At 61.7% G+C, this 23911-nt stretch carries 22 protein-coding genes and 1 pseudogene; 14 read left to right on the plus strand and 9 right to left on the minus strand.

Features of this window, described 5'->3' with window-relative positions; translation table 11 throughout:
• The first annotated feature begins 5 nt into the window (after positions 1–5).
• From RAE19_RS02070 to tolA, 8 genes are all read left to right on the plus strand, one after another.
• Positions 6–407 carry an RNA-binding S4 domain-containing protein gene (locus tag RAE19_RS02070; RefSeq protein ID WP_313873353.1) on the plus strand — a complete coding sequence of 134 codons (402 nt, stop codon included), beginning with the start codon at positions 6–8 and terminating at the stop codon, positions 405–407.
• 155 nt (positions 408–562) lie between these two features.
• Positions 563–1678, plus strand: a complete 1116-nt coding sequence (gene ribBA / locus RAE19_RS02075) for a bifunctional 3,4-dihydroxy-2-butanone-4-phosphate synthase/GTP cyclohydrolase II (protein WP_313873354.1) — start codon at positions 563–565, stop codon at positions 1676–1678.
• Between the two features lie 20 nt (positions 1679–1698).
• Positions 1699–2166, plus strand: a complete 468-nt coding sequence (ribH, locus tag RAE19_RS02080) for a 6,7-dimethyl-8-ribityllumazine synthase (protein WP_313873355.1) — start codon at positions 1699–1701, stop codon at positions 2164–2166.
• On the plus strand, positions 2166–2702 hold the full coding sequence (gene nusB, locus RAE19_RS02085) for a transcription antitermination factor NusB (protein ID WP_313873356.1): 537 nt from the start codon (positions 2166–2168) through the stop codon (positions 2700–2702). Before ribH ends, nusB begins: the two co-directional genes overlap by 1 nt.
• Before the next feature lie 16 nt (positions 2703–2718).
• Positions 2719–3909, plus strand: coding sequence for a pyridoxal phosphate-dependent aminotransferase (locus RAE19_RS02090; RefSeq protein WP_313873357.1), 1191 nt, complete (start codon positions 2719–2721; stop codon positions 3907–3909).
• 11 nt (positions 3910–3920) lie between these two features.
• Positions 3921–4616 carry a protein TolQ gene (gene tolQ / locus RAE19_RS02095; protein ID WP_313873358.1) on the plus strand — a complete coding sequence of 232 codons (696 nt, stop codon included), beginning with the start codon at positions 3921–3923 and terminating at the stop codon, positions 4614–4616.
• Positions 4617–4634: 18 nt separating this feature from the next.
• The gene (locus tag RAE19_RS02100) at positions 4635–5069 is read left to right on the plus strand and encodes an ExbD/TolR family protein (RefSeq protein ID WP_313873359.1); all 435 of its coding nucleotides are present in this window, start codon (positions 4635–4637) and stop codon (positions 5067–5069) included.
• A 16-nt stretch (positions 5070–5085) separates the two neighbouring features.
• Positions 5086–6093, plus strand: coding sequence for a cell envelope integrity protein TolA (gene tolA, locus RAE19_RS02105; RefSeq protein WP_313873360.1), 1008 nt, complete (start codon positions 5086–5088; stop codon positions 6091–6093).
• Between the two features lie 76 nt (positions 6094–6169).
• On the opposite strand, the pseudogene dnaE reads toward tolA, so the two are convergent.
• A pseudogene (dnaE, locus tag RAE19_RS02110) lies at positions 6170–9738 on the minus strand (DNA polymerase III subunit alpha).
• Positions 9739–9778: 40 nt separating this feature from the next.
• On the opposite strand from dnaE, the gene RAE19_RS02115 reads away from it, so the two are divergent.
• The gene (locus RAE19_RS02115; RefSeq protein ID WP_313873361.1) at positions 9779–10534 is read left to right on the plus strand and encodes a sulfurtransferase; all 756 of its coding nucleotides are present in this window, start codon (positions 9779–9781) and stop codon (positions 10532–10534) included.
• A gap of 4 nt (positions 10535–10538) precedes the next feature.
• Here the strand turns inward: RAE19_RS02115 and RAE19_RS02120 are convergent, their stop codons facing one another.
• The 4 genes from RAE19_RS02120 to RAE19_RS02135 form a co-directional block, all read right to left on the minus strand.
• Positions 10539–11351 carry a DUF2145 domain-containing protein gene (locus RAE19_RS02120; protein ID WP_313873362.1) on the minus strand — a complete coding sequence of 271 codons (813 nt, stop codon included), beginning with the start codon at positions 11349–11351 and terminating at the stop codon, positions 10539–10541.
• 8 nt (positions 11352–11359) lie between these two features.
• Positions 11360–11752, minus strand: coding sequence for a hypothetical protein (locus RAE19_RS02125; protein WP_313873363.1), 393 nt, complete (start codon positions 11750–11752; stop codon positions 11360–11362).
• Between the two features lie 171 nt (positions 11753–11923).
• Positions 11924–12457, minus strand: a complete 534-nt coding sequence (locus RAE19_RS02130) for a flavodoxin family protein (RefSeq protein ID WP_313873364.1) — start codon at positions 12455–12457, stop codon at positions 11924–11926.
• 66 nt (positions 12458–12523) lie between these two features.
• The gene (locus RAE19_RS02135) at positions 12524–13225 is read right to left on the minus strand and encodes a pirin family protein (protein WP_313873365.1); all 702 of its coding nucleotides are present in this window, start codon (positions 13223–13225) and stop codon (positions 12524–12526) included.
• A gap of 111 nt (positions 13226–13336) precedes the next feature.
• Here RAE19_RS02135 and RAE19_RS02140 point away from each other — a divergent pair, with 111 nt between their 5' ends.
• The 3 genes from RAE19_RS02140 (at position 13337) to gluQRS (ending at position 16379) form a co-directional block, all read left to right on the plus strand.
• Positions 13337–14278, plus strand: a complete 942-nt coding sequence (locus RAE19_RS02140; protein WP_313873366.1) for a LysR substrate-binding domain-containing protein — start codon at positions 13337–13339, stop codon at positions 14276–14278.
• A 63-nt stretch (positions 14279–14341) separates the two neighbouring features.
• Positions 14342–15385: an NAD(P)/FAD-dependent oxidoreductase gene (locus RAE19_RS02145; protein ID WP_313873367.1), complete on the plus strand. Its 1044-nt coding sequence runs from the start codon at positions 14342–14344 to the stop codon at positions 15383–15385.
• Positions 15386–15419: 34 nt separating this feature from the next.
• Positions 15420–16379, plus strand: coding sequence for a tRNA glutamyl-Q(34) synthetase GluQRS (gene gluQRS, locus RAE19_RS02150; RefSeq protein ID WP_313873368.1), 960 nt, complete (start codon positions 15420–15422; stop codon positions 16377–16379).
• 34 nt (positions 16380–16413) lie between these two features.
• Here gluQRS and RAE19_RS02155 read toward each other — a convergent pair whose 3' ends face one another.
• On the minus strand, positions 16414–17973 hold the full coding sequence (locus RAE19_RS02155) for a methyl-accepting chemotaxis protein (RefSeq protein WP_313873369.1): 1560 nt from the start codon (positions 17971–17973) through the stop codon (positions 16414–16416).
• A 205-nt stretch (positions 17974–18178) separates the two neighbouring features.
• Here RAE19_RS02155 and trmB point away from each other — a divergent pair, with 205 nt between their 5' ends.
• Both trmB and RAE19_RS02165 read left to right on the plus strand, forming a co-directional pair.
• Positions 18179–18967 carry a tRNA (guanosine(46)-N7)-methyltransferase TrmB gene (gene trmB / locus RAE19_RS02160; RefSeq protein WP_430962503.1) on the plus strand — a complete coding sequence of 263 codons (789 nt, stop codon included), beginning with the start codon at positions 18179–18181 and terminating at the stop codon, positions 18965–18967.
• A 14-nt stretch (positions 18968–18981) separates the two neighbouring features.
• The gene (locus RAE19_RS02165) at positions 18982–19908 is read left to right on the plus strand and encodes a pseudouridine synthase (protein WP_313873370.1); all 927 of its coding nucleotides are present in this window, start codon (positions 18982–18984) and stop codon (positions 19906–19908) included.
• 3 nt (positions 19909–19911) lie between these two features.
• Here the strand turns inward: RAE19_RS02165 and RAE19_RS02170 are convergent, their stop codons facing one another.
• The 3 genes from RAE19_RS02170 to pabB are packed head-to-tail and all read right to left on the minus strand — an operon-like array spanning position 19912 to position 23901.
• Positions 19912–21021, minus strand: a complete 1110-nt coding sequence (locus RAE19_RS02170) for a rhomboid family intramembrane serine protease (RefSeq protein ID WP_313873371.1) — start codon at positions 21019–21021, stop codon at positions 19912–19914.
• A 5-nt stretch (positions 21022–21026) separates the two neighbouring features.
• The gene (locus RAE19_RS02175; protein ID WP_313873372.1) at positions 21027–22166 is read right to left on the minus strand and encodes a TIGR03790 family protein; all 1140 of its coding nucleotides are present in this window, start codon (positions 22164–22166) and stop codon (positions 21027–21029) included.
• A complete protein-coding gene (gene pabB / locus RAE19_RS02180) occupies positions 22150–23901 on the minus strand; it encodes an aminodeoxychorismate synthase component I (protein WP_313873373.1) in 1752 nt (583 codons plus the stop codon). Before pabB ends, RAE19_RS02175 begins: the two co-directional genes overlap by 17 nt.
• Positions 23902–23911 lie beyond the last annotated feature (10 nt).

Raw genomic sequence — 23911 nt, forward strand, 5'->3', positions numbered from 1 at the left:
TTCGCATGCAAAGCACCCGGATCGACAAGTGGCTGTGGGCCGCACGTTTTTTCAAAACCCGCTCGCTGGCCACGGATGCAGTCCAACTCGGCCGGGTGCAGTGGGAAGGCCGGGACGTCAAACCCGCCAAAGAGGTCAAGGCCGGCGACACCCTGACGATCTGGCAAGGCAAGGTCAAAAAAGTCGTGCAGGTGCTGCTCATCAGTGAGCAACGCGGCCCGGCACCTGTGGCCCAGCTGATGTACGCAGAAACCCCGGACAGCGTGCGCGACCGTCTAGCGGCCGCCGAGCAACAGCGGTTAAGCCCGGAGCCCGCCCACACGATCGCGGGCGGCCGCCCTACCAAGCGCGACCGGCGTGCCTTGCAAACCGGCTGGAACGAGCGCTGGAGCGCCTCGCTGGACTGAAGTCCCTACTGTGCTCAACCCCTGCGCCTGACCCGCAACCATCCGGTCGAAAGCGGCGATAATCGGGGGTTACTACTGAGGCACCGAGCATCCGGCAGGAGCGCCGCATCCCTCAGGGCCCCCGCCATAGAACGACATTTGGAAAGCCCTTCTGCATGACCGCCCTCACCCCCGTATCCATTTCCCCCGTTGAAGACATCGTGGCCGACATGCGCGCCGGCCGCATCGTGATTCTGGTGGACGAAGAGGACCGTGAAAACGAAGGCGATCTGGTTCTCGCCTCGGACCACGTCACGCCCGAAGCGATCAACTTCATGGCCCGTTTCGGCCGTGGCCTGATCTGCCTGACCCTGACCCGCGAACGCTGCGAGCACCTGAAGTTACCCCCGATGGCGGCACGCAACGGCACGGTGTACAGCACCGCTTTTACCGTATCTATTGAAGCCGCCGAAGGCGTGACCACCGGCATTTCTGCCGCAGACCGTGCAACAACCGTGCAGGCAGCAGTGGCGAAAAACGCGGTGGCGACCGATCTGGTGCAACCCGGCCACATTTTCCCGCTACAGGCGGTGGACGGTGGCGTCCTCATGCGCGCAGGCCACACCGAAGCCGGTTGCGATCTGGCGGCCATGGCCGGCTGCAGCCCCTCGGCCGTGATCTGCGAGATCATGAAAGACGACGGCACTATGGCCCGTCTGCCCGACTTGCAGCTGTTCGCAGCTGAACACGGCCTGAAAATCGGCACGATCGCCGACCTGATTGAACACCGCAGCCGTGTCGAATCGCTGATCGAGCCCGTGGGCAGCCGTACCATGAAAACGGCGTACGGTGAATTCACCGCCCACGCATTCAAAGACAGCACCGGACAAGGCGTGCATCTTGCACTTGTCAAGGGCGAGTGGGACGCCGGCACTGTGGTGCCAGCGCGTGTGCATGAGCCGCTCTCAGTGCTGGACGCTTTGGAGGTCAATCGCAGCATGCACTCCTGGAGCCTGGATGCGGCTCTGGCTTATATCGCCGCTGAAGGCAAAGGCGTGGTGGTACTCCTCAATTGCGGCGAAAGCGGCGAACAGTTGCTTTGCCAATTTGAAGGCACCGCACGCGCATCGCAAGCGCCTGAACGGGGCCGCATGGACCTGCGCACTTACGGCATTGGCGCCCAGATTCTGCTCAAGTGCGGTGTGCAGAAAATGCAACTCATGGGAAGCCCGCGCCGCATGCCGAGCATGACCGGCTACGGCCTCGAAATCACCGGCTACATCAGCAAATAACTCGAATAAAGGAATCACCCATGTTTGGCGCAGACAAAGGCACCGCAGCCTCCGACCGTTTGAACGGCAAGAAACTCAACATTGGCATCGTGCAGGCCCGCTTCAATGCGGACATCACCAATGCATTAGCCAACGCCTGCAAAACCGAATTGCTGGCCTTGGGCGTATCCGAAAAAGATATTGACCATGTCACCGTACCCGGTGCCCTGGAAGTGCCAGTGGCGCTACAAGCCATGGCGGAAAAAGGCACTTACGATGCGCTGATCGCGCTGGGCTGCATCATCCGCGGCGAAACCTACCACTTTGAGCTGGTGGCGAACGAATCCGGTTCCGCCGTGACCCGCGTATCTTTGGACTACCAGATCCCCGTGGCCAATGCGATTCTCACCACCGAGAACCTCGAACAAGCCGTAGCCCGCCAGACCGATAAGGGGCGCGATGCTGCCCAAGTCGCCGTTGAAATGGCCAACCTGTTGGAGAGCATCTGATGAGCGATACCCCCAGCACCTCCGCGGCCAAGCGCCCTCCCCGTCAGAGCCGCACCGGCCTGACCACCACCGGCGCCCGCAAAGCAGGCAGCAAATCCAACCGCACCCGCGCCCGCGAATTCGCGCTGCAAGGCCTTTACCAAAGCCTGGTGGGTCGCAATGCGGTGGACGACATTGACCCGTTCACCCGTGACCTGGCCGGTTTCGCCAAAGCGGACGCTGTGCATTTCGATGCCTTGCTGCACGGCTGCGTTGCCCAAGCGGAAGAGCTTGACGCCCTGATCATTCCGGCATTGGACCGTCCTATGGCCGAGATTTCGCCGGTCGAACACGCCATCATGTGGATTGGTGCTTACGAGTTGAAGCATTGCCTCGATGTGCCATGGCGCGTGGTGCTCAATGAGTGCATCGAACTCGCCAAAGAATTCGGCGGCACCGATGGTCACAAATACGTCAATGGCGTGCTCAACGGCATTGCCCCCCAGCTGCGCGCCGTGGAAATCGACGCCGAACGCAACAAAAAACCCGCTGCCTGACCCCACGACCGCCACGATGCACATTTCCTCACGCGCACAGAACATTGAGCCGTTTTATGTGATGGAGGTTGCCAAGGCAGCTTCTGCCCTGGCTGCACAAGTGGCGCACAGCGATGCGCCTATGGTGTTCCTCAATATCGGGGAACCCGATTTCACTGCACCGCCCCTAGTGCAAGCGGCCGCCGAACAAGCGATTCGCGATGGCGTCACCCAATACACCGCGGCCACCGGCCTGCCTGCGCTGCGCGAATGCATCAGCGCCTGGTACGCCAGCCGCTTTGGCGTGCAAGTGGCGCCGGAGCGCATCGTGGTCACGGCAGGAGCCTCCGCGGCGCTGCACCTGGCCTGTCTGGCCCTGATTGAGCCGGGCGACGAAGTCTTGATGCCGGACCCCAGCTACCCGTGCAACCGCCATTTTGTGAGCGCCGCCGAGGGCAAGGCTGTGCTGCTGGAAACCTCGGCACACGAGCGCTACCAGCTCAGCGCCGCCAAAGTGGAGGCTGCTTGGGGCCCGCGCACACGCGGTGTGCTGCTGGCTTCGCCATCGAACCCCACAGGCACCTCGATTCACCCTGACGAACTGCGCCGCATCCATGCGGTAGTGCAGGCCAAGGGTGGCGTCACTTTGATCGACGAGATCTATCTGGCACTCAGCCATGACGACCAGTTCGGTCACACTGCGCTGGCGCTGGATGACCAAGTCATCAGCATCAACAGCTTCAGCAAGTACTTCAACATGACGGGTTGGCGCTTGGGCTGGATGGTGGTTCCGCAAGACCTGGTGCCGGTGATTGAGCGCCTGGCCCAAAACCTGTTCATCTGCCCCAGCACCATCGCCCAGCATGCGGCGCTGGCATGCTTCGAGCCGGAGAGCATTGCGCTCTACGAGGCCCGCCGCGCTGAGTTCAAAGCGCGTCGCGACTATTTCATTCCGGCCCTGCGTGATCTGGGTTTCAATATTCCGGTGGAGCCCGACGGAGCCTTTTATGTGTGGGCTGATTGCTCGGAACTTTGCGCGCGACTCGGGCTCCAAAGCAGCTGGGAGTTTGCCTTTGAAGTCATGAACCGTGCCCATGTAGCGATCACGCCCGGTCGGGACTTCGGTACCGCGCAGACGGCCCAGTTTGTCCGCTTTTCGACCGCCAGCTCGATGCAACAATTAGAAACAGCCATCCAGCGTTTGCGTGCGATGCTCACATCCGTTTAAGCCCTCACACCATGAACCAAGACCTTTCCATCCTGCACCTGATCCTGAACGCGAGCATCGTGGTCCAGGCCGTCATGGCCTTGTTGATGCTGGTATCGATTGCCAGCTGGGCCGCCATCTTCCGCAAGCTGTTTTCGCTGAAACGCATCAAAACCCAAAACGAAGCTTTTGAACGCGATTTCTGGTCGGGCTCCAGCCTCAATGATCTGTTCAACGCAGCGAGTCGCAATGCCCAGACCTGTGGCCCGATGGAGCGTATTTTTGCCAGCGGCATGCGCGAATTTCAAAAGCTGCGCGAGCGCCGTGTCAGCGATGTCGGCACCTTGATGGACGGCGCACGCCGTGCGATGCGCGCCAGCTTCCAGCGTGAGATGGACGAGGTCGAAAGCAACCTGTCCTTTCTGGCATCGGTCGGGTCGGTGTCGCCGTATGTGGGTTTGTTCGGCACCGTGTGGGGCATCATGCACGCCTTCACCGGCTTGGCATCACTGCAACAAGTGACCTTGTCGACCGTGGCGCCCGGTATTGCAGAGGCCCTAGTGGCTACCGCCATCGGCCTGTTTGCAGCGATTCCGGCGGTGGTGGCGTACAACCGCTTCGCCCGCGACCTGGACCGCATCGCCATCCAGCAAGAAACCTTCATCGAAGAGTTTTCGAACATCCTGCAACGCAACGTGAGCGCCCAGCCTGCGCCGGCAGCCCGCTAAGCCGCACAAGGAATCAACATGCCTGCTGTCGCCGGACGTGGCCGTGGTCGCCGCACCATCAACGAGATCAACATGGTGCCCTTCATCGATGTGATGTTGGTGCTCTTGATCATCTTCATGGTGACCGCACCCTTGATTACCCCCAGCGTGATTGACTTGCCCAGCGTGGGCAAGGCATCGCGCCAGCCCGATCAGATCATCCAGGTGACCCTGACCAAGACCGAATCGCTCGAGGTCAAAGTAAAAGAAAAAACCTCGTCTGTGGCACTCAAAGACCTGGCCGCCACCGTCAAGCAGGCACAAGGCACGGGCGACGGGGCTGCGCCAGCCAACTCGGCAGTGGTGATCAGTGCCGACAAGAACGTGAAATACGAGAGCGTGGTCAAAGTCATGGACACCTTGCAGCGTGCAGGCATTCAGCGGGTCGGCTTGTCCGTCCAGCTGGCCAACTGAGTCTCCGATCTGCACCATGCCCTCTGCTGATACCCGACAGGAATTTGCGCCGCCCCACACACCGGGCATGTTGCGCGCGCTGGTCATGGCCTTGGTGGCGCATGCGGCGCTGGTGGCGGTGCTGGCAATTGGCGTGGCCTGGAAACGCGAACTCCCGCCCGCCACCGTAGAGGCCGAGCTGTGGTCTACGATTCCGCAAGAGGCGGCGCCCCCGCCACCGCCGGAAGAGCCACCAGAGCCTGCCGTCGAGCCTGAGCCAGTCCCTAAGCCAACGCCGACTCCCCCTCCGCCCGCGGTGAAACCCGCAGAGCAGGAAGCGCCTAGCAAGGCGGACATCGCGTTGGCCAAAGAAAAAGAGCGACGTATCGCCGAAGAAAAGCAAAAGGAATTGCAAGCGCAAAAGGCAGAGGCGCGCAAAGCCCAAGAAAAACGCGAACTCGAAAAGCAGGCTCAGGAAAAAGCGGCCAAAGAGAAGCAAGACAAAGCCCGTGCCCAGTTGCGCGAAAAAGAGCAGCTGGAAAAAGAAAAGCTCGCCAAAGAGAAAGCCGCACGCGAGGCGAAAGAAAAAGCTGACAAAGCCAAACTGGCCGACGCCGCGAAACTGAAGGCGCAAAAAGCGGCCAAAGAGGATGCCAAGCGCACCGAAGAGCTGCGCCAGCAACAAATCGCCCGCATGACCGGTCTGGCGGGAGCCAGCGGCAGTGGTGCGCCAAGCTCCACCGGTACCGCCGCGAAGAGCTCAGGCCCCGGGGCGAACTACAGCGGGCGCATCCAGGCGGCAGTCAAACCCAACATCACGTTCACCGACACGATTGTTGGCAACCCCAAAACTGAGATTGAAGTGAGCCTGAGCGCAAGCGGCGAAATCTTGAGCAAGCGCGTCATCAAACGCAGCGGCAACAAGGCCTGGGATGACGCGGCCGAAAATGCGATCGACAAAACCCGCAAGTTGCCGCTGGACGACGGCAAGGTTTGGTCGCCAATGATCATCGTGATCTCGCCGCAGACCCTGGTCGGCCCTTAACCCGCTCAGTTCTGCTCTGTTTTTGATAGCTACTGGCGCAATGATCTAGTGCGACAGCGGCCTTTTTCATCAAAAATCAGTCGTAGGCAATCGCGGCCACTCCCCCATTGGCCTGTGCACGCCAGCTCGCAAGGGCTGCGTCTGTGGGGTAGAACTTGGCTGCTTCGCCCAGATGCAAATCAGCCGCTGCCTGCTCTACCTGATGTGCGCCTGCCGCACTGCACACCAACTGCAGGCGGACTGACAGGCCGCGCACCGTTTCCCCATGTTCGGTTGTTTCGCGCACAGCAGGAAACTCGCGCACCAGGGCCGCCACATCGGGCGCACGTCCCTGGGCATCGAGCTTCACCGGCACACGCAGGTACTTGCCAAACTTGCAGCGTGCCTGCTCCAGGCTCCAGATGTGCTGTACCGTCAATTGCATACCGCCCGAGAAGCGGTCCGGCATGGCCTTGCCTTCCACGATGATGAGCTCATCGTCCTTCAACAAGTCTTTGTAGGTATTGAGCAGCGCCTCGCTGGCGCGCGCCTCGATCATGGCGGATTTGTCGTCGAGCTTGAACAGGGCCAGTTTGCCGCGCTGCCCGTTGATCACCCGCAATTCGGTCACGATACCGGCCAGCAACTGGGGCTCGCGGGAGTCTTTGAGCTCTTCAATCGGCAGGCGGGCGAATTTGCGGACCTCGGTGGCAACTTCGTCAAACAAGTGGCCGGACAAGTAGAAACCGACGGCCGTTTTCTCTTGGGTCAGGCGCTCTTTCACGCCCCAAGGCGTGACCTCCACCAAGTCGGGCTCTTGCGTGCTGGATCCATGGTCGTCGTCACCGCCCATGTCAAACAGGCCCACCTGGTTGGCGTTGGCGGCCGACGCAGCGGCAAACTCAAACGCCCGGTCCATGGAGGCGACCAACTCTGCCCGGTTCAGGTGCAGCGAATCAAAAGCCCCGGCCTTGATCAGCGCCTCCACGCATCGCTTGTTCATGCGGCTGCGGTCCACCCGGCGGGCGAAGTCAAACAGGCTCTTGAACGGGCCGGCTTCTTCGGTCGGGCCTCTGCCCTCGCGCGCGGCCACGATGGCCAGAATCGCCTGCTCGCCGGTGCCCTTGATGGCACCCAGCCCGTAGCGAATCTCTTTGTTCGAAATCGGCTCGAAGCGATAAAAGCCGCGGTTGATATTGGGCGGCTCGAAGCTCAGGCCCATCTTTTCAGCGTCTTCAAACAACACCTTGAGCTTGTCGGTGTCGTCCATTTCGACTGTCATGTTGGCGCAGAAGAACTCGGCGGTGTAATGCACCTTGATCCAGCCGGTGTGGTATGCCAGCAAGGAGTAGGCCGCCGCATGCGACTTGTTGAAGCCGTAGCCGGCAAACTTTTCCATCAAGTCAAAAACCTCATCGGCCTTCGCTTCGGGGATGCCGTGGGTCTTGAACGCACCGGCGCGGAAAATTCCGCGGTGCTCGTCCATTTCCTCTTTCTTTTTCTTGCCCATGGCGCGGCGCAGCAAGTCGGCGCCGCCGAGTGAGTAGCCGCCCAGAATCTGGGCGGTCTGCATCACCTGCTCCTGGTACACCATGATCCCGTAGGTCTCGGAGAGCATCTCAGCCACCGCAGGGTGCGGATACTCCACGACTTCGCGCCCGTGCTTACGCGCCACGAAACTCGGAATCAGGTCCATAGGGCCGGGACGGTACAAGGCGTTCAGGGCAATCAGGTCTTCCAGGCGGCTGGGCTTGGCGTCGCGCAACATGCCCTGCATGCCGCGACTTTCAAACTGGAACACCGCCTCGGTTTTGCCTTCGCTGAACAGCTTGTAGACCTTGGCATCGTCGAGCGGCAGGTTCTCATACGCAAACTTTTCCTGCCCCGGATGGCGCTTGCGGATGAACTCGGCCGCAATTTCCAGAATGGTGAGCGTGGCCAAGCCCAAAAAGTCGAACTTCACCAGGCCGATGGCTTCCACATCGTCCTTGTCATACTGGCTGACCGCGGACTCGCTGCCGGGCTGCTGGTAGAGCGGGCAGAAGTCGGTGAGCTTGCCCGGCGCAATCAACACGCCCCCGGCGTGCATGCCGATGTTGCGGGTCATGCCCTCGAGCTTGCGGGCCATCTCCAGCAGGGTTTTGACGTCCTCTTCTTTGGCTTCGCGCTCCGCCAGAATCGGCTCGGCTTCGGTGGCATAAACGTATTTGTCGCTCTTCTTGCCATCGGTGGGTGGCAACTGCAACGTCACGTTGGTGCCCGGCTTGTTGGGGATGAGCTTGCTGATGCCGTCGCAAAAGGTATAGCTCATGTCCAGCACACGGCCCACATCGCGCACCACGCCGCGGGCCGCCATCGTACCGAAGGTGGCAATCTGGCTCACGGCGTCTTTGCCGTATTTGTCTTTCACATAGTCGATCACCAGGTTGCGGTTGGTCTGGCAAAAGTCGATGTCGAAGTCGGGCATGGACACCCGCTCCGGGTTCAAAAACCGCTCGAATAGCAGGTTGTAGCGCAGGGGGTCCAGGTCGGTAATCTTGAGGGCATACGCCACCAGCGAGCCGGACCGGAGCCGCGCCCGGGCCCCACCGGGCAACCGTTGTTCTTGGCCCAATTGATGAAGTCGCCCACGATCAAAAAGTAACCGGGGAAGCCCATTTTCAAAATGGTCCCCAACTCAAACTCCAAGCGCTCCACATAGCGCGGCATCTCAGCCGCCCGCTCCTGCTCGTTGGGGTAGAGGTGCACCATGCGCTCGTTCAACCCCTCAAACGAGGCGTAGCGGAAATACTCTTCGGGCGTCATTCGCTGCCCGTTGACTTCGGGGGTTGGGAAGGCGGGCAACTGCGGCTTGCCCAGCACCAGCGTCAGGCTGCAGCGCTTGGCGATCTCAATCGTGTTGGCGATTGCCGAGGGAATGTCGGCAAACAGCTCCTCCATCTGGGCTGCGCTTTTGAAATACTGTTCACGGGTGAAACGGCGCACGCGCTTGGGGTTGCTCAAGATCTCGCCATCGGCGATACAGATGCGGGCTTCGTGGGCCTCAAAATCGTCCTGCTCCGCGAACTGGATGGGGTGGGTCGCCACCACCGGCAGCTTCATGCGGGCCGCCAACTTCACCGCGGCGACCACATGCGCCTCATCATCCGCGCGGCCTGCGCGCTGCAGCTCAATGTAAAAGCGGTGGGGGAAGACGCCCGCCAACTGCAGCGCAACATCGTGCGCACGGGCAGTGTCGCCCTGCACCAGCGCTTGGCCCACCGGCCCGGCTTGTGCGCCTGAGAGTGCAATCAAGCCTTCGTTGAGCTCTTTGAGCCAAGCCATCTTGATGACGGCCTGGTTCTTCACCACGTTTTGCGTGAATGCGCGCGCAATCAGCTCCGAGATGTTCAGGTAGCCCTGCTTGTTTTGCACCAGCAAGATGATGCGGGTGACGGCTGTAGCGTCGCCACCCAAGCCTTCGAGAATGATTTCTGCGCCTATGACCGGCTTCACACCTTTGCCACGGCCACCTTTGTAGAACTTGATCGCTCCGAACAGGTTGTTCAGGTCGGTGATGGCCAGCGCGGGCTGCCCGTCTTTGGCCGCCATTTTGATGACATCGTCGATGCGGGTGGTTCCGTCGACGACAGAAAACTCAGTGTGAAGGCGCAGGTGTACAAACATGCCCTGATTGTAGGTTTGGGCCACCATTTAAAATCAGCAGGTGAACACCGTACTGAATATCTCCACCTACAAATTCGTCCCGCTGCCCGACGCCGCCGCTTTGCGCGAGGTTTTGCTAGGCCGTGCACAGGCCCTGCAGCTCAAAGGCACCATCCTGCTCGCGGAGGAAGGCATCAATATGTTCCTCGCCGGTCCGGCAGACGATGTGCGTAGTTTTGTCACCCAGCTCCAGCAAGACCCGCGGTTTGCCGATATTGCGCCCAAGGAGAGCTGGTCAGACACCCAGCCGTTCAGGAAGATGCTGGTGAAGGTGAAGGGTGAAATCATCCGCATGAACCACCCCACCATCAAGCCTGCTGACGGGCGCGCGCCCGCGGTGGCACCTGCTACTGTCAAGCGCTGGCTGGATCAAGGCCATGACGACAACGGCCGCCCGGTGGTCACCCTGGATACGCGCAACGACTTTGAAGTCGATGAAGGCACTTTTGAGGGTGCGATCGACTGGCGTATCACCAAGTTCACCGAATTTCCGGACGCCTTCCGCGCCCACCTGGACGAACTCAAAGACAAAACCGTGGTGAGCTTTTGCACCGGGGGCATCCGCTGCGAAAAAGCGGCCATCCTGATGCGCGAAGAAGGCCTAGAACACGTCTACCAGCTCGAAGGCGGCATCCTCAAGTACTTCGAGGAGACCGACGGCAGCCACTACCAGGGTGGCTGCTTTGTGTTTGACGAGCGCCGGGCCCTGAGCGCGGATCTGCAGGCCACCGGCCTGCAAAGCAGCAGCGAGGCCTGAGCAGCTAGCGCTGCACCTGGGGGACGCCAGCAGACAGATTGGTGCGCTTGAGCCACGCAAACACCGAGTCCACCGTGATGGTTTCGATGCGGTCGGCATAGCGCTTTTCGTCCGGATGGTCGTCAAACGCCACGTTGGCTTTCGTCATGCGAGCTCCCAGCCGAACCAGCGGCGTGATGGTCAGGGTCGTCGGCTGATAGGCGGTGCGCTGCAGCCAAGCCTGCGCCTGCGTGCGGCTGGTCACCGGCTCGGTGCTGGCCGCCGTCATCGCAAAGGCCAGTGTCTCAATGGCCCACTGATTGCTCTGCTGGTACTTCTGCGACCACGGGTAGCTGACCATGTTGTAGCGCGGCTCGTGCAGCACCAAGGACCGCGGCCCATCCAGCAACACTTTCAGCATCGCCGCCTCTGCTTGCGGATTGAGCGCGACCCAAGCTGCCTCGTATTGCCAGAGGTCGTCCAGGAAGAACTCCCCGAGCCCTTGCCGGTAAATGCCCGACTCCGCCGTCCCGCACATATTGAGTTTGTGCACCACCCGCCAGACATGCGCTCCATCGGGGGTGTCTTGCCGGTACACAAACCCGAGGTGCGAGTAGCGCACACCGTATTTGGTTAGGTCCTGGCCGGCGCGCGCCATGACCACCACCTTGGCACCGCTGGCATCCAGCGCCTGCAGCGTTTTCAAGGCCAGGGTCATGGACTTGTCCACCTTGGCGGGCGTCAGGTCCTGAGGCTCATCACAAGTCCTGCCTGCCTGCGCTTGGCCGGCACACGCCAGGGCGACCACTCCTGCCGCCACCCATCGCTGCAGGTACATAAGGCGGCTCACTGGCTCACGCGTTCGTTGTGCAACAAAGCTTTGCCGATTTCGTTGGGCACAAACGCAATCACCTTGCCCGCCACCGACAACACCACGCCGGTGCTGATCACGCTGACAAAAACAGAGGTGCCCACGGCGGTAGAGGCACCGGAGGCTGTTTTGCCCGACACCTCCACGCTGGCGCGTGCGCCGTCCGACACCCGCTCGAGCAGATAGACCGTGCCTTTGGCCGAGGCCTCTACGCCCTTCACCACCAACACCGCGCCTGCGGTGGAAAACGCCACAGGAATGGCGATCACCGCACCCGCGCTCGCACCGACAACCGAAGCCACTGGCATGGCGCTGATAGCACTGAACGCCGAAGCATCGGTCTGCGAATAAGCATGAAAAGGCACCATAGCGCCCACAAATATTGCGCAAGAAGCTATGAATTTAGTAGCAAAACGGATCGTCAAAATGGAACTCCGATAGTCTGAGAGTCCACAGCTTACGCATTTTTCAAGCACACACAAAAAAGCCCGCAGAAGCGGGCTTTTTTGCGGTCAGGCCCCGAGGGCCTGCAAGCGGCTTTATGCCTTCAGCTTGGCGGCAATGGATGCCACGCGTGCGCCGTAGGCTTTGGCGGTGTCCAGATCGCCTTGGGGGATGTCTTCCGCTGGGCTGGTGGGGCCGACTTGGGCCATCACGCCGGAGTTGGAGCCGATGCGGTTGATGGTGCCGTCGTTCATGGCAGGCTGGCCCACCCAGATCATGCCGTGCTGCTGAGACAGAGTGATGAAGTACTGGATAGTGGACAGCTTGTCGCCGCTAGGGCTTGCGGAAATGGTGAAGCCGCCAGCAACCTTGTCTTTCCAGGCGGTGGTGAACCAACGCTTGCTGGATGCATCTGCAAACTTTTTGAACTGCCAGGAGGCCATGCCCATGTACGTGGGGGAGCCGAAGATCACCGCGTCAGCGGCATCCAGCGTGGCCCACTGGGCATCGGTGATCTCGCCATTGGCGTCGATGGTGATCAGCTCGGCGCTCGCGCCTTCCGCCACGAATTGCGCTACGCGCTGGGTGTGACCGTAACCGGAATGGAATACAACTGCTACTTTTGCCATTTTGTGAACTCCTAAGTAAAAAGACTCAAAGAAAGGCATCCGCACCCTGCGGACACCCGAAAAAAATCAGGCTTCCAAATCGAAAACCAGCACTTCTGCATCATGCGCTGCGTCCAGCACCAAGCTGCTTTCAGCACTCAGCAAAGCGGCATCACCCGTCTGCAAGGGCGTGCCGTTCACCGACACCGAGCCGCGCAGCACCTGCACATAGCCTTTGCGAGCAGGGTCCAGTGCAAGGGTCGCAGTTTCAGCGCCATCCAGCAAACCGCTGTACAACTTGGCGTCCGCATGGATCAGCACACTGCCTTCCGCGCCGTCAGGCGAGGCCACCAACTTAAGCAGGCCCTGCTTGTCCGCTGCAGCAAAGGTTTTTTGCTCGTAGCTCGGTGGAATACCGGTCACATTGGGCTCGATCCAGATCTGGAAGAAATGGGTGGTGTCATTCGGCGCGTGGTTGAACTCGCTGTGCGTCACACCGGTGCCGGCACTCATGCGCTGTACATCACCGGGCGGAATGCCCTTGATGTTGCCCATGCTGTCTTTGTGGGCCAAGTTGCCCGACATGACGTAGCTGATGATCTCCATATCGCGGTGACCATGGGTGCCAAAACCGGTGCCGGGCGCGATGCGGTCTTCATTGATCACCCGCAGATTGCCCCACCCCATGTGCGCGGGGTCGTAGTACCCGGCGAACGAAAAGCTGTGGAAAGACTTGAGCCAGCCGTGGTCGGCGTAGCCTCTGTCCTGCGATTTGCGTACGGTCAACATATGAAGTGCCTCTGGTCTCGTATGGCTTGAACTTTAGGCCTCGACCAGGCCTTTTCCATCCATACCGTTTGATGGCATCATTCAAAAAAACTCAACTTAAGGGTATCGATCATGCAAACGGCACGCGACTTCCTCACCCCTGACGCCCTCTCCATGCTGCAGACCATTGCCGAGGCCGGCAGCTTTGCCGCCGCCGCGCGGGACATGGGCATGGTGCCCAGCGCCCTGACCTACCGGGTGCGCCAAATCGAAGACGCATTGGACGTGCTCTTGTACGACCGCAGCTCCCGCCAGGCTAAGCTCACTGCTGCCGGAGCGGAGTTGCTGCGGGAAGGTGCACGCCTGCTGGAAGAAATTGACGCGGTGGCCAACCGTGTCAAACGCGTGGCCACCGGCTGGGAGCCGCAACTCACGATTGCGATTGACACCGTGATCTCCAAGCCGGTCATGATGGAGATGTGTGACAACTTTTTCAGCCAGTCCCCGCCCACCCGTATCCGCCTGCGCGAAGAGACCCTTTCCGGCACGCTGGAGGCGCTCACCACCGGTCAGGCCGATCTGGCCATTGGGGTCGGGGCGGACTCGGCGCGCACCGCCGGTGTACACAGCAAACCCATGGGGTCGATCAGCTTTGTTTATGCGGTCGCCCCGCACCACCCGCTCGCACAAGCCCCGGAGCCGCTGAGTGATGAGCTGATTCAAAAACACCGGGCGGTCGCCGTGGCCGACTCGGTGCAACGCGGCGCGGGCCAAACCTTTGGCCTGCTCAGCGGGCAGGATGTGTTCACCGTGCCCACCATGCACGCCAAGCTCGACGCCCAATTGCGCGGCCTGGGCGGCGGCAACCTGCCCCGCTGTATGGCAGACGCCTACATACAAACCGGCCGCTTGGTTGTGAAGAAAACCGAGCGCCCCCAACGCAACGTGCCGCTGCACTACGCCTGGCGGCAAACCAAAACCATCAACCAAGGCAGGGCCTTGCAATGGTGGCTCAGCCAACTCGAAAGTGAGACCACCCGCAGTGCCTTGCTGGATGAGCATCGCAGCAGTTAAACGATTTACGCCCCGTGGCCAGCGTGTATAAAGAGGCTATTACAACCAACGGAGACTGTGCCCATGACAACATCCCGACACATCGCCATCGTGGGGGGTGGCATGGCCGCCATCACCTGCGCACGTACCCTGGTACAGGCCGGCCACAAGGTCACCGTTTTCGAGAAAAGCCGCGGGCCCGGTGGCCGCATGTCCACCCGCGAAAGCGCCTTCGGCACCTTTGACCACGGGGCCCAGTACTTCACGGTGCGCGACACCCGTTTCACCCAAGCCCTGCAAACCACGCCCGGCCTGTGCCGCCCCTGGAGTGCGAACGCGGTACGCGTGCTCGACTCCCATGGCCGTGTGGCCGCCGCCGCCCTGCCCGGGCGCGATGCGCACTGGGTGCCCGCCCCCGGCATGAACGCGCTGGTGCGCGCGTGGGCACAACCCCTGGCGGATGCCGGGCAGCTGCTGGTCAACACCCGCGTGACCGCGCTCGAACAAGACGCCCTGCACAAAAAGAAATGGCAGCTGCGTACCTCGGGTGACGCGGGCAGCAGCCATGTCTATGGCGGCTTTGACGAGGTAGTGCTCGCCATCCCTCATCCCCAAGCCCAGGAACTACTGGCCACCACCCCCAAGGGCGCAGCGCTGGCCAAGAAAACCTCCAAAGTCTCTGTCGCCCCCTGCTGGACCCTGATGCTGGCCTACCCCCAAGCGGTGCAGCCCGGCCTCACCACCCTGGGCCCGCAGTGGAACGCCGCCCGCAGCACCCACCACCGTGTGGCCTGGTTGTCGCGGGAATCGAGCAAACCCGGCCGCGGCAAGGTCGAACGCTGGACAGTGCAAGCCAGTGCAGCCTGGTCGCAAGAGCATTTGAATGACACGCCTGACCGTATCCAGGCCAAATTGATCAAGGCTTTTGCCGAGATCACCGGCATTCGCGCAGAACCCGCCCACGCCCAAGTACACCGCTGGCTGTATGCCAAAACCGAAGCCCCATTGGGCGAACACTTTTTGTGGGACAGCAAAGCCGGCATCGGCCTATGCGGCGACTGGTGCATTGGCCACCGGGTGGAAGATGCGTTTGTGTCGGGCCTGGAACTCGCGCTGAAAGTTGCTTAAATCTGGTGAATTGAGCGCCGCCGGGCCGAAGAGCGTGGGGGCAACGTACCGGGGCCGCTTTGCCCCCTCCCCCACGGGCCCGCTGCATGCGGGCTCTTTGCTTGCTGCGCTGGCCAGTTGGCTGGATGCCCGTGCCCACGGCGGGCAGTGGTTGGTGCGCATTGAAGATGTCGACACCCCGCGCTGCATAGCAGGCGGTGGTGAATTCATCCTGCATCAGCTCGCAAGCGTGGGCCTGGTGCCCGACGAGCCGCCGGTCTGGCAAAGCCAGCGAAATCATCTCTACCGGCAGGCGCTCGACACACTGATCGCGGCCGGAGATGCCTACCCCTGCGCCTGCTCCCGCAAAGACATTGCCCAGGCACTGGCGCAAATGGGCGCGGGCAAGGCGCGTAACGGAGAGCTGATCTACCCCGGCACCTGCCGCCACGGTTTGCAAGGGCGTGAAGGCCGTGCGTGGCGCCTGCGCACCGACGCTCATAGTTTTAAGCCAAAAAGCCCTCTAGCTCACATATCAACTGCGCCACTAGCTCCTGATTTCATAGCAAATGTGAATGATGACGGTCTATGGACATGGCATGACCGACGCCTCGGTGAGCAGCAGCAAGACCTTGCCCGCGAGGTGGGCGACTTCGTGTTGTTGCGGGCAGACGGCTTGTGGGCCTACCAGCTGGCGGTGGTGGTGGACGATGCCGACCAGGGCATCACCCACATCGTGCGGGGCGAAGACTTGGCGGACAACACCGTGCGCCAGATCGCACTGCAAGTGGCCTTGGGGCTGCCTGCGGTGCGCTACCTGCACACCCCTTTGGTGTTAGGCGCCAACGGGGAAAAACTCAGCAAACAAAACGGCGCTGCAGCCCTCGACCTGAGCGATCCGGATACAACCCTGGCCAGTGCCGCCGCTGCGCTGGGCTTGTCTGCGACAGCAGGTGACAGAGCCAGTGCGCTCAGCGCTTGGACTGCTGAGTGGCGCAGCCGCTACGGCATCTGACACTGGTCTGCAGCAACCCGGGCTGCACAAGCCGTCAGCTCAGGCGCGGTACCTCGTGCCCGCCTTCTACGGTGAACTGCGACATCTGACGCACCAGCTCCGCCGCTTGGACCTTGAGGCTGCTTGCGGCTGCGGCAATTTCTTCCACAAGCGCTGCGTTTTGTTGGGTGACTTGGTCCATCTGACTGACGGCTTCCCCGATTTGCGAGATCCCGCTGGACTGCTCGCGGCTGGCCGCGCTGATTTCTGTCAGCAAGGTGCTGACCTGTTGGGTCGAACGCAACATTTCGTCCATCGTAGCACCGGCTTGGTCGGCCAGTGTGGAGCCATGGGCCACGCGGTCTACGCTGGCATCGATCAGGGCCTTGATTTCTTTGGCCGCTACCGCACTGCGGCCCGCCAGCGATCGCACCTCAGAGGCCACCACTGCAAAGCCGCGGCCTTGCTCACCGGCTCTGGCCGCTTCTACCGCGGCATTCAAGGCCAGGATATTGGTTTGAAACGCGATGGCTTCAATCACGCTCACAATGCCTGCGATTTCGCGGGATGAATCGTTGATGCCCTTCATGGTCACCACCACCTGCCCTACCGCGGCACCGCCGCGTTCGGCAACCTCGGCGGCTTGCTGGGCGAGCCGCTCAGCCTGCTGGGCCGCTTGGGCATTTTGGTTCACCACGGACGTCAGCTCTTCCATGGAGGCGGCGGTCTCCTCCAGGGCACTGGCCTGGCTCTCGGTCCGGGCGGACAAGTCGTGGTTGCCTTGCGCAATTTCCGCGCTGGCATTGGACACGTTGTCTGCCACCAAACGCACCGACGATACGGTGCTGTTGAGGCCTTCGCGCATGGTTTGCAGCGCCTCTTGCAGCACCCCCAAGCTGTCTGTGCGCCCCGGGTCCAAGGCCACATGGGTGGCCAAATCGCCCGCAGCGATCAACTTGGCTGCCTCGGTGCTGCCACGCACCGGTTTTTGGATACTGGCCAGCACCAGCCGGTACACCACGAACACCACCGCCGCAGCTACCAGTGCAGTCACCAACATGGCAGACACACTGAATACGTGCGTGTCTTCAAACTCTTGCATGGCGCTGGCAGCGAACGCATTGGCGTCAACCACCGTGGCGTCCACACCGGCGCGGTGCTGTTGGTACAAGGCATGAACCGCGGGCAAATTAGTGCGGGCTACATCCGCTTTGCCTGCGGCGAAAGGCTCAACCACTTGGCTGCGGGCGGCAGCCAAAAAAGCCTGCGCCGCTTTGTGCTGCTCACCCAAAAGTTTGGCCTCCAGACCAAAGGGCGGATTTTTCTTCCAGAACTCCACCCGCTGGTCGTATTCGGTGGTCAGCTCGTCAAAGCGCTTTTTACCGTCTGCTGCGGACACGCTTCCGTCCAGCATGAGCGACAAGACCAGCCGGGTCTCAATCAGGTACATCGGGGGTGGCAGGATGTCGGCCACCACATCTTTCCCCGCATAGACCTTCAGCGCAGACGCATCGAGCTGCTGAATGAAATGGTAGCCCTGGGCGGCAACCGCTATCGCGGCCGTAACACCAATAGCCCCCAAGAACGACATTACCCAGCGCAAAGACTTGAACATCTCGTTTCCCTCTTGAGTACCACGCCGCGCGGACAGCCCGCGACTGTGCGGAAATGGTGACTTTCGTCAGATCATTTATTTAATTATATGTATATTTATTAAATTTGTTTAAAAAGATTTTTGCAATTAATTTGATATTGCTCAAATTACCGATGTCGCGCCCGACTGCCTACAATGCAGGCCCTGCTTACGTGCTCTTGCCGCCATGACGAACCCTCAATCCCCCCAGCCCGAATCGGCCGAAACCCTTACCCGCACTGACGACGCTGCCAAGCCCTTCATGCGCACCATCAAGAGCTTTGTGAAGCGCGCAGGCCGCATGGGCAGCGGGCAAGAGCGCGCCATGGCGGAACTGGGCCCACAGTTTCTGGTTCCCTACCAGCCTTCTGCTCTCAATTTCGAAGCAACTTTTGAGGGTGCAGCGGGGGCTGGAGCCCCATCAGACGTCCAGCGTCCGGTCGTGCTAGAAATCGGTTTCGGCATGGGCGAAGCCACCGCACAAATTGCACTCACCCTGCCAGGTACCAACTTCTTGTGCTGCGAAGTGCACGAACCCGGGGTCGGCGCTTTGCTCAAGCGCATCGGTGAAAACAACATCCCCAACATCCGCATCTGCAACCACGATGCGGTGGAGGTCATTGACCATATGCTGCCGCTGGCATGCCTGGACGGCGTGCACATCTTCTTCCCCGACCCTTGGCACAAAACCAAGCACAACAAGCGCCGCTTGATCCAAAGCCCACTGATCGCCAAGCTGGCGGCCCGCCTGAAGCCAGGTGGCTACTTGCACGCGGCCACCGACTGGGAGCCCTATGCCCAGCAGATTCTGGAAGTGTTGAGCGCTGAGCCCAAACTCAAAAATCGCGCCCTGCCCACGCACCCTGAGTTGGCAGGCTACTCGCCCAAGCCGCACTACCGCCCCCTCACCAAGTTTGAGAACCGTGGCATCAAACTCGGCCACGGCGTGTGGGACGTCGTGTTCGAGCGCATCTAATCCCACACCACCCTATGGCCCGAACACGGCCTTTGGCTCCTGCGGCCCGGCACGGTGTGCGGCCGAGCAGCGTGGTGGTGGCTGGCGGCCCATGGCCCGGCCTGCTGGCTTTTTTGACCCACCGCTTTCCTACCGTGCCGGAAGAGGTGTGGCGTCAGCGTCTGGATGCGGGCGATATCACCGATGGAGACGGCTGCACCGCGGCTGCCAGCGATACCGCCACCCCGGGCCGCCGCCTGTACTACTACCGCGAGGTGCCGGACGAGCCCGTCATCCCGTTTCAGGAAGAGGTGATCTGGCAGGACGCGCATTTGCTGGTGGTCGACAAGCCGCACTTTCTGCCGGTGGTCCCCAGTGGCAAACATGTGCGTGAAACCCTGTTGGCCCGTTTGCAGCAACGTTTAGACCTGCCCGAGCTTTCACCCATCCACCGGATCGACAAAGACACGGCCGGGCTGGTGATGTTCTCGGTCCAAGCGGCCAGCCGCAATGCCTACCAGGCCCTGTTCCGCGACCGGCAGGTGCACAAGACCTACGAATGCGTCGCCCCCTGGAACCCGGACTTGCCCTGGCCGCTGCACCGCGAAAGCCGTATCGGTGATGCCGTTCATTTCATGCAGCAGGCCGAGGTGCCGGGCGAGGTCAACGCCATCACCGACATTGCGCCGTTGGAAGTGGCAGGTCCCTGGGCCCGCTACCGCTTGCAGCCGCTGACCGGGCAGCGCCACCAGCTGCGGGTGCATATGCACGCCTTGGGCTTGCCGCTGTTGTTTGATGGCATCTACCCTGTCCTCACGCCCGAGGGCGCCAACGATTTCCGGCACCCCTTACAGTTACTGGCCCGCACCCTGGAGTTCACCGATCCGCTGAGCGGCGCACCGCGCAAATTCGACAGCCGGCGCGACCTCATGCCTTTGGCACAAGCGCCTCAAGAGTATTGAGATTTAACGTGTCTCGCTGGGGGGCTCTGTCGCCGGCAGCTCCGGCTTGTTGCCTTGGCGCAGGGCATCGACCTGCTTCTGGGCTTGGGAGGCCTTTTGGGCAGCATAGGCCTGCAAATTGGCCAGCGTAGCGGCCGAGGGCGCGGCACTCTCCGGGGAGGCACGCATCAAATCCTCAAAGCTCTGGCGATAGGGCTGCACTACTTCCGCATCCATCCGTCCGGCGATGGACTCAAACGACGCGCTGTTTTTCTGCACATCATTCAATATCGAATTCCAATGTTCGTGGATGCGTTCATCGTCAGAAATGAAACGTTGAATGCTCTGGCGCGCTTTGACCTCCTCGCCAAAGCGGTAGGCGGGCTCCGGCAACACCAGGCCCAGCAAGACGACCGCAACCACGAGCAGCGTGGCCGACAGCCCAGGGCGCACACCGGCTGCCGGGCTACTCGCCGTCCAGGGCCGCAGCAACAGCCCGGCCCACAACATGCCCGCCAGCAGGCCGCCGCCATGCGCCGCGTTGTCGATGCCCGGCATGAACCAACCCAAGCCCAGCATCAGCACCGAAAAGCCCAGCGCCCCGCCGAATAGCCAGCGGAACTCCCCAGCCTCCACTTGTCTGCGCTCCACCCACAAAAAAACCAGCAAGGCGCCATACAGGCCGAACACGGCACCCGATGCCCCGCCAGACACCGCCCGGTTGCCCTGCACCACCAAAGACACCAGATTCCCGCATACCCCGGCCCCGAGATAGAGCAAGGCAAACCGCCAGCGCCCGAGCAAACCCTCCAACAGGCGGCCGATATCCCACAAGGCCCACATGTTGAGCAACAGGTGCCAAATGCCAAAGTGAATAAACATGGCGCTGCCCAGACGCCACCACTGGCCGTCTTGGGTGGCCGGGGCGAAGTTGGCCCCCCAATCAAGCTGTACGCCCCGCCCTGCATGCCACCAACCGCCGCCGGCGGCGGCCAGTGCCACAAACACCAGCTGGTTCAACACAATCAGCCCCACGGTGACCGGGACCTGTGCCGCAGGTGCACGCATTAACTCGGTCAGTGCTGGAGGCTGTAGGCCAGTGGGTTTGGCAGAAGGTTGTGCGGGTGTTTGCATTAGGTTTATCGACCGAACGGTGCGGCCAAAGGTTCCCCGACAAATACACCTTGGGCCGGCCATGCCACGCTGCGCCAATAGGCCTCCAGCGCGGTCGCGCCTTGCACATAGTGCAGCAAGAGCACCTGGGGGTGCGGAAACTTTTGCCAATGGTTGCAGGGTTCACTCACACTGCCGTAGCTCGCGGTGGCGCCGGCCTCCAGCCATTCGAGCGCGGTCATTTGGCCGCTGGTGTTGAGCAATTGCCCGCCATATGAGGTCAGATGGTCCGCCAGCGCACCGGGCACCCAGTCAATCGCGGCCGGGTTGTCAACCCGGACTGCACCGGTCTGGAGCAGCACTACCCGCTCGGGGCTCTCTGCTGTGCTGTCTTGCACCCGGAGCTGCGCGCCTAAGGGCACGAGCGGATCGGGCTGGCCCATCGCCGGCATGGGCGGGTACCAAGCAGCACGCACATTGCGCGCCGCATCCGTGGTGCGCAGCAGCACCACGCTGGCGGGCGCTACCCCCCGTTTGCCCAACTGGCGGTCAGCTGTCACACCGCGATCGATCAGCGCGGTGGCCTGGGCCACAGTGCGCCCGGCCAGCAACATGCTGGGGCGCACCCCGAGGTCCGTATAGGGCCGGACCGTGGGGTGATTGAACAGTACTGAGGGGCGGCTCGTGGCACATGTCTGGCTGCACAAATCAGGCTGGTACCCCACAGTCAGGGCAGCCGTGATCGCGTTGCACTCCACCGCATAAGGTTGGGCCCATGCCAAGGCCAAGGCCTGCACCTGGGGCCCCATGGCGACTTTGACCTGGGCGTTGAACGACTCGAACTCTGCCGCAGTCAGGGTCGGGCGAACCGGGAGCGTCACACGCAGCACTTGCTCGGAGGGGATGCCGCGCTGCCGGGCGTAATACTCGCCCACCGCGACCGAATTCGGGTCGTTGGTGTTGATCACCAGACCCACATCGGCTGCTACCAAATGCCCCTGAATACGCGGCACGTTGACCCAGGCCGGTTTGGCGGGTGCCATCACCGCAGTACCGGGCTGCGCAGCTGCGTATCCAGCCCATAAACAAACAAACGCAGCCAGCGCAACACCGCTGCGCCTGCCCCAGTTGCCGGGGAACCGCAAAGGGCTAGACCAGCTCGGCATCCAGCCAGCCTCGCAGGCTGTTGATAAACGCCACGCCCTGTGCCTCTGCGAGCTGGTCGGTGTACACCACTTGCTCCACAAAGCGGCCCTCGGCCAGCCAGACCTGCCGGCCGATGCCGGGCAACAAACCACAGGCCAGCGGCGGGGTCACCCAACGGCCGCCCAGCTTGATGGCGATGTTGCCCCGGGTGCACTCGGTCACCTCGCCGGCGCTGTTGAACAGCACCGTGTCAAACACCGCCGGGTCTAAAGGGGTGAAGGCGTCATAGTGCGCGCGGCGCGTCGTTTTGAAACGCACAAACTCGCCTTGTGCATCCGCCATGGGCTGGTCGGCCAGTTGCAAGCGGACCGGCTGTGGGGACTCAAGCAGTGCAAACGCCTCTGCAGTGCACCGCCCACTGGGCTGCAGCAGCAGGCGCACCCGCCACGCACCAGCCGGGCGGGTTTGCGCCAATGCGGCCAGGGCCTCCCGGGCCACGGCCTCGCTCCACGAATAGCCAAAATGGGCGGCCGCCTGCGCCATGCGCTGCAAGTGCAAAGGCAAGTGCTGGAAAACACCATCCCGCAGGGCCAAGGTCTCCAACACCTCGAAAGGCTGGCTGGCGCGCTCCAAAAACATGCGCTTGCTACGCCACTCTTGCCACTCGCCCTCGGCTTGCGCGTCGAAAGTAATACCGCTACCGATGCCACAGCGCGCAGTCCCGTCACGCAGCGTGACGGTGCGGATAGGCACGTTGAAGGTGGCATGTCCACCCGGCTTCACCACCCCCACTGCCCCGCAATACACGCCGCGGGCATCCGGCTCCAGCGCCTTGATCTGGCACATGGCCTGCACTTTAGGTGCACCGGTAACCGAGCCGCAGGGAAACAAGGCCTCAAACACATCCCACAGCCGCGTGCCGTCCCGGGTGGTGGCCACAACGTCTGAAGTCATTTGCCACACGGTGGGCAGTGCCTCCAAATGAAACAGACGCGGCACTTTGACGCTGAATGGCTCTGCCACGCGAGAAAGGTCGTTGCGAATCAAATCCACAATCATCACATTCTCGGCCTGCTCTTTGGGGGTGCTGCGCAAGCGCTCGGCGTTGGCTGCGTCTTCTTGCGGGTTGGCGCCGCGGGCGGCGGTGCCCTTCATCGGGCGGCCCAGGATTCGGGTGCCGTCCCAGTCGAAAAACAGCTCTGGCGAGACCGAAAGCACCTGCTCTTCACCGGTGTCAATGAACGCGCCGTACCCCCGCGGTTGCGAGCGACGCAGGGCCGCAAAATACGCCATGGCACTGCCCTCTACCGATGCAAAAGGCGCTTTGAGCTGAGCGGTGTAGTTCAGCTGATAAAAATCTCCGGCGGCAATGGCCGCGTGGATGCGTGCCATGTTGGCATCAAAGGCCTCGCGGCTGATACGCGGAGTCCACTGCACATGCGGCTCGGGCGCGGTGGGCAGCGCCACATCAGCGTCAGCCAAGGGCTGAGCATGGACACCAAACCACACCAAAGGCCCCTCGGCTGCGTGCACCTGCAGCGCCGCATCAAAAGCCGGCGCGGCCTCATAACGCACATAGCCCACACACCACAGCCCCTCACGGCTCAGCGCATCCACTTGTTCCAGCACCGGCCGCACTTCATCGAGGGTGTGGGCCACCAGCACCTGCTGCGGCTCGCCAAAAGCCAATTTGGTGGCAGGCTGGCCACTGTGATGCGGATCACCGAACTCCAACAGTGCGCGGGGTATGGTCATAAGCAAAAGT

Source organism: Rhodoferax potami (assembly GCF_032193805.1).
GTDB lineage: Bacteria > Pseudomonadota > Gammaproteobacteria > Burkholderiales > Burkholderiaceae_C > Allorhodoferax > Allorhodoferax potami_A.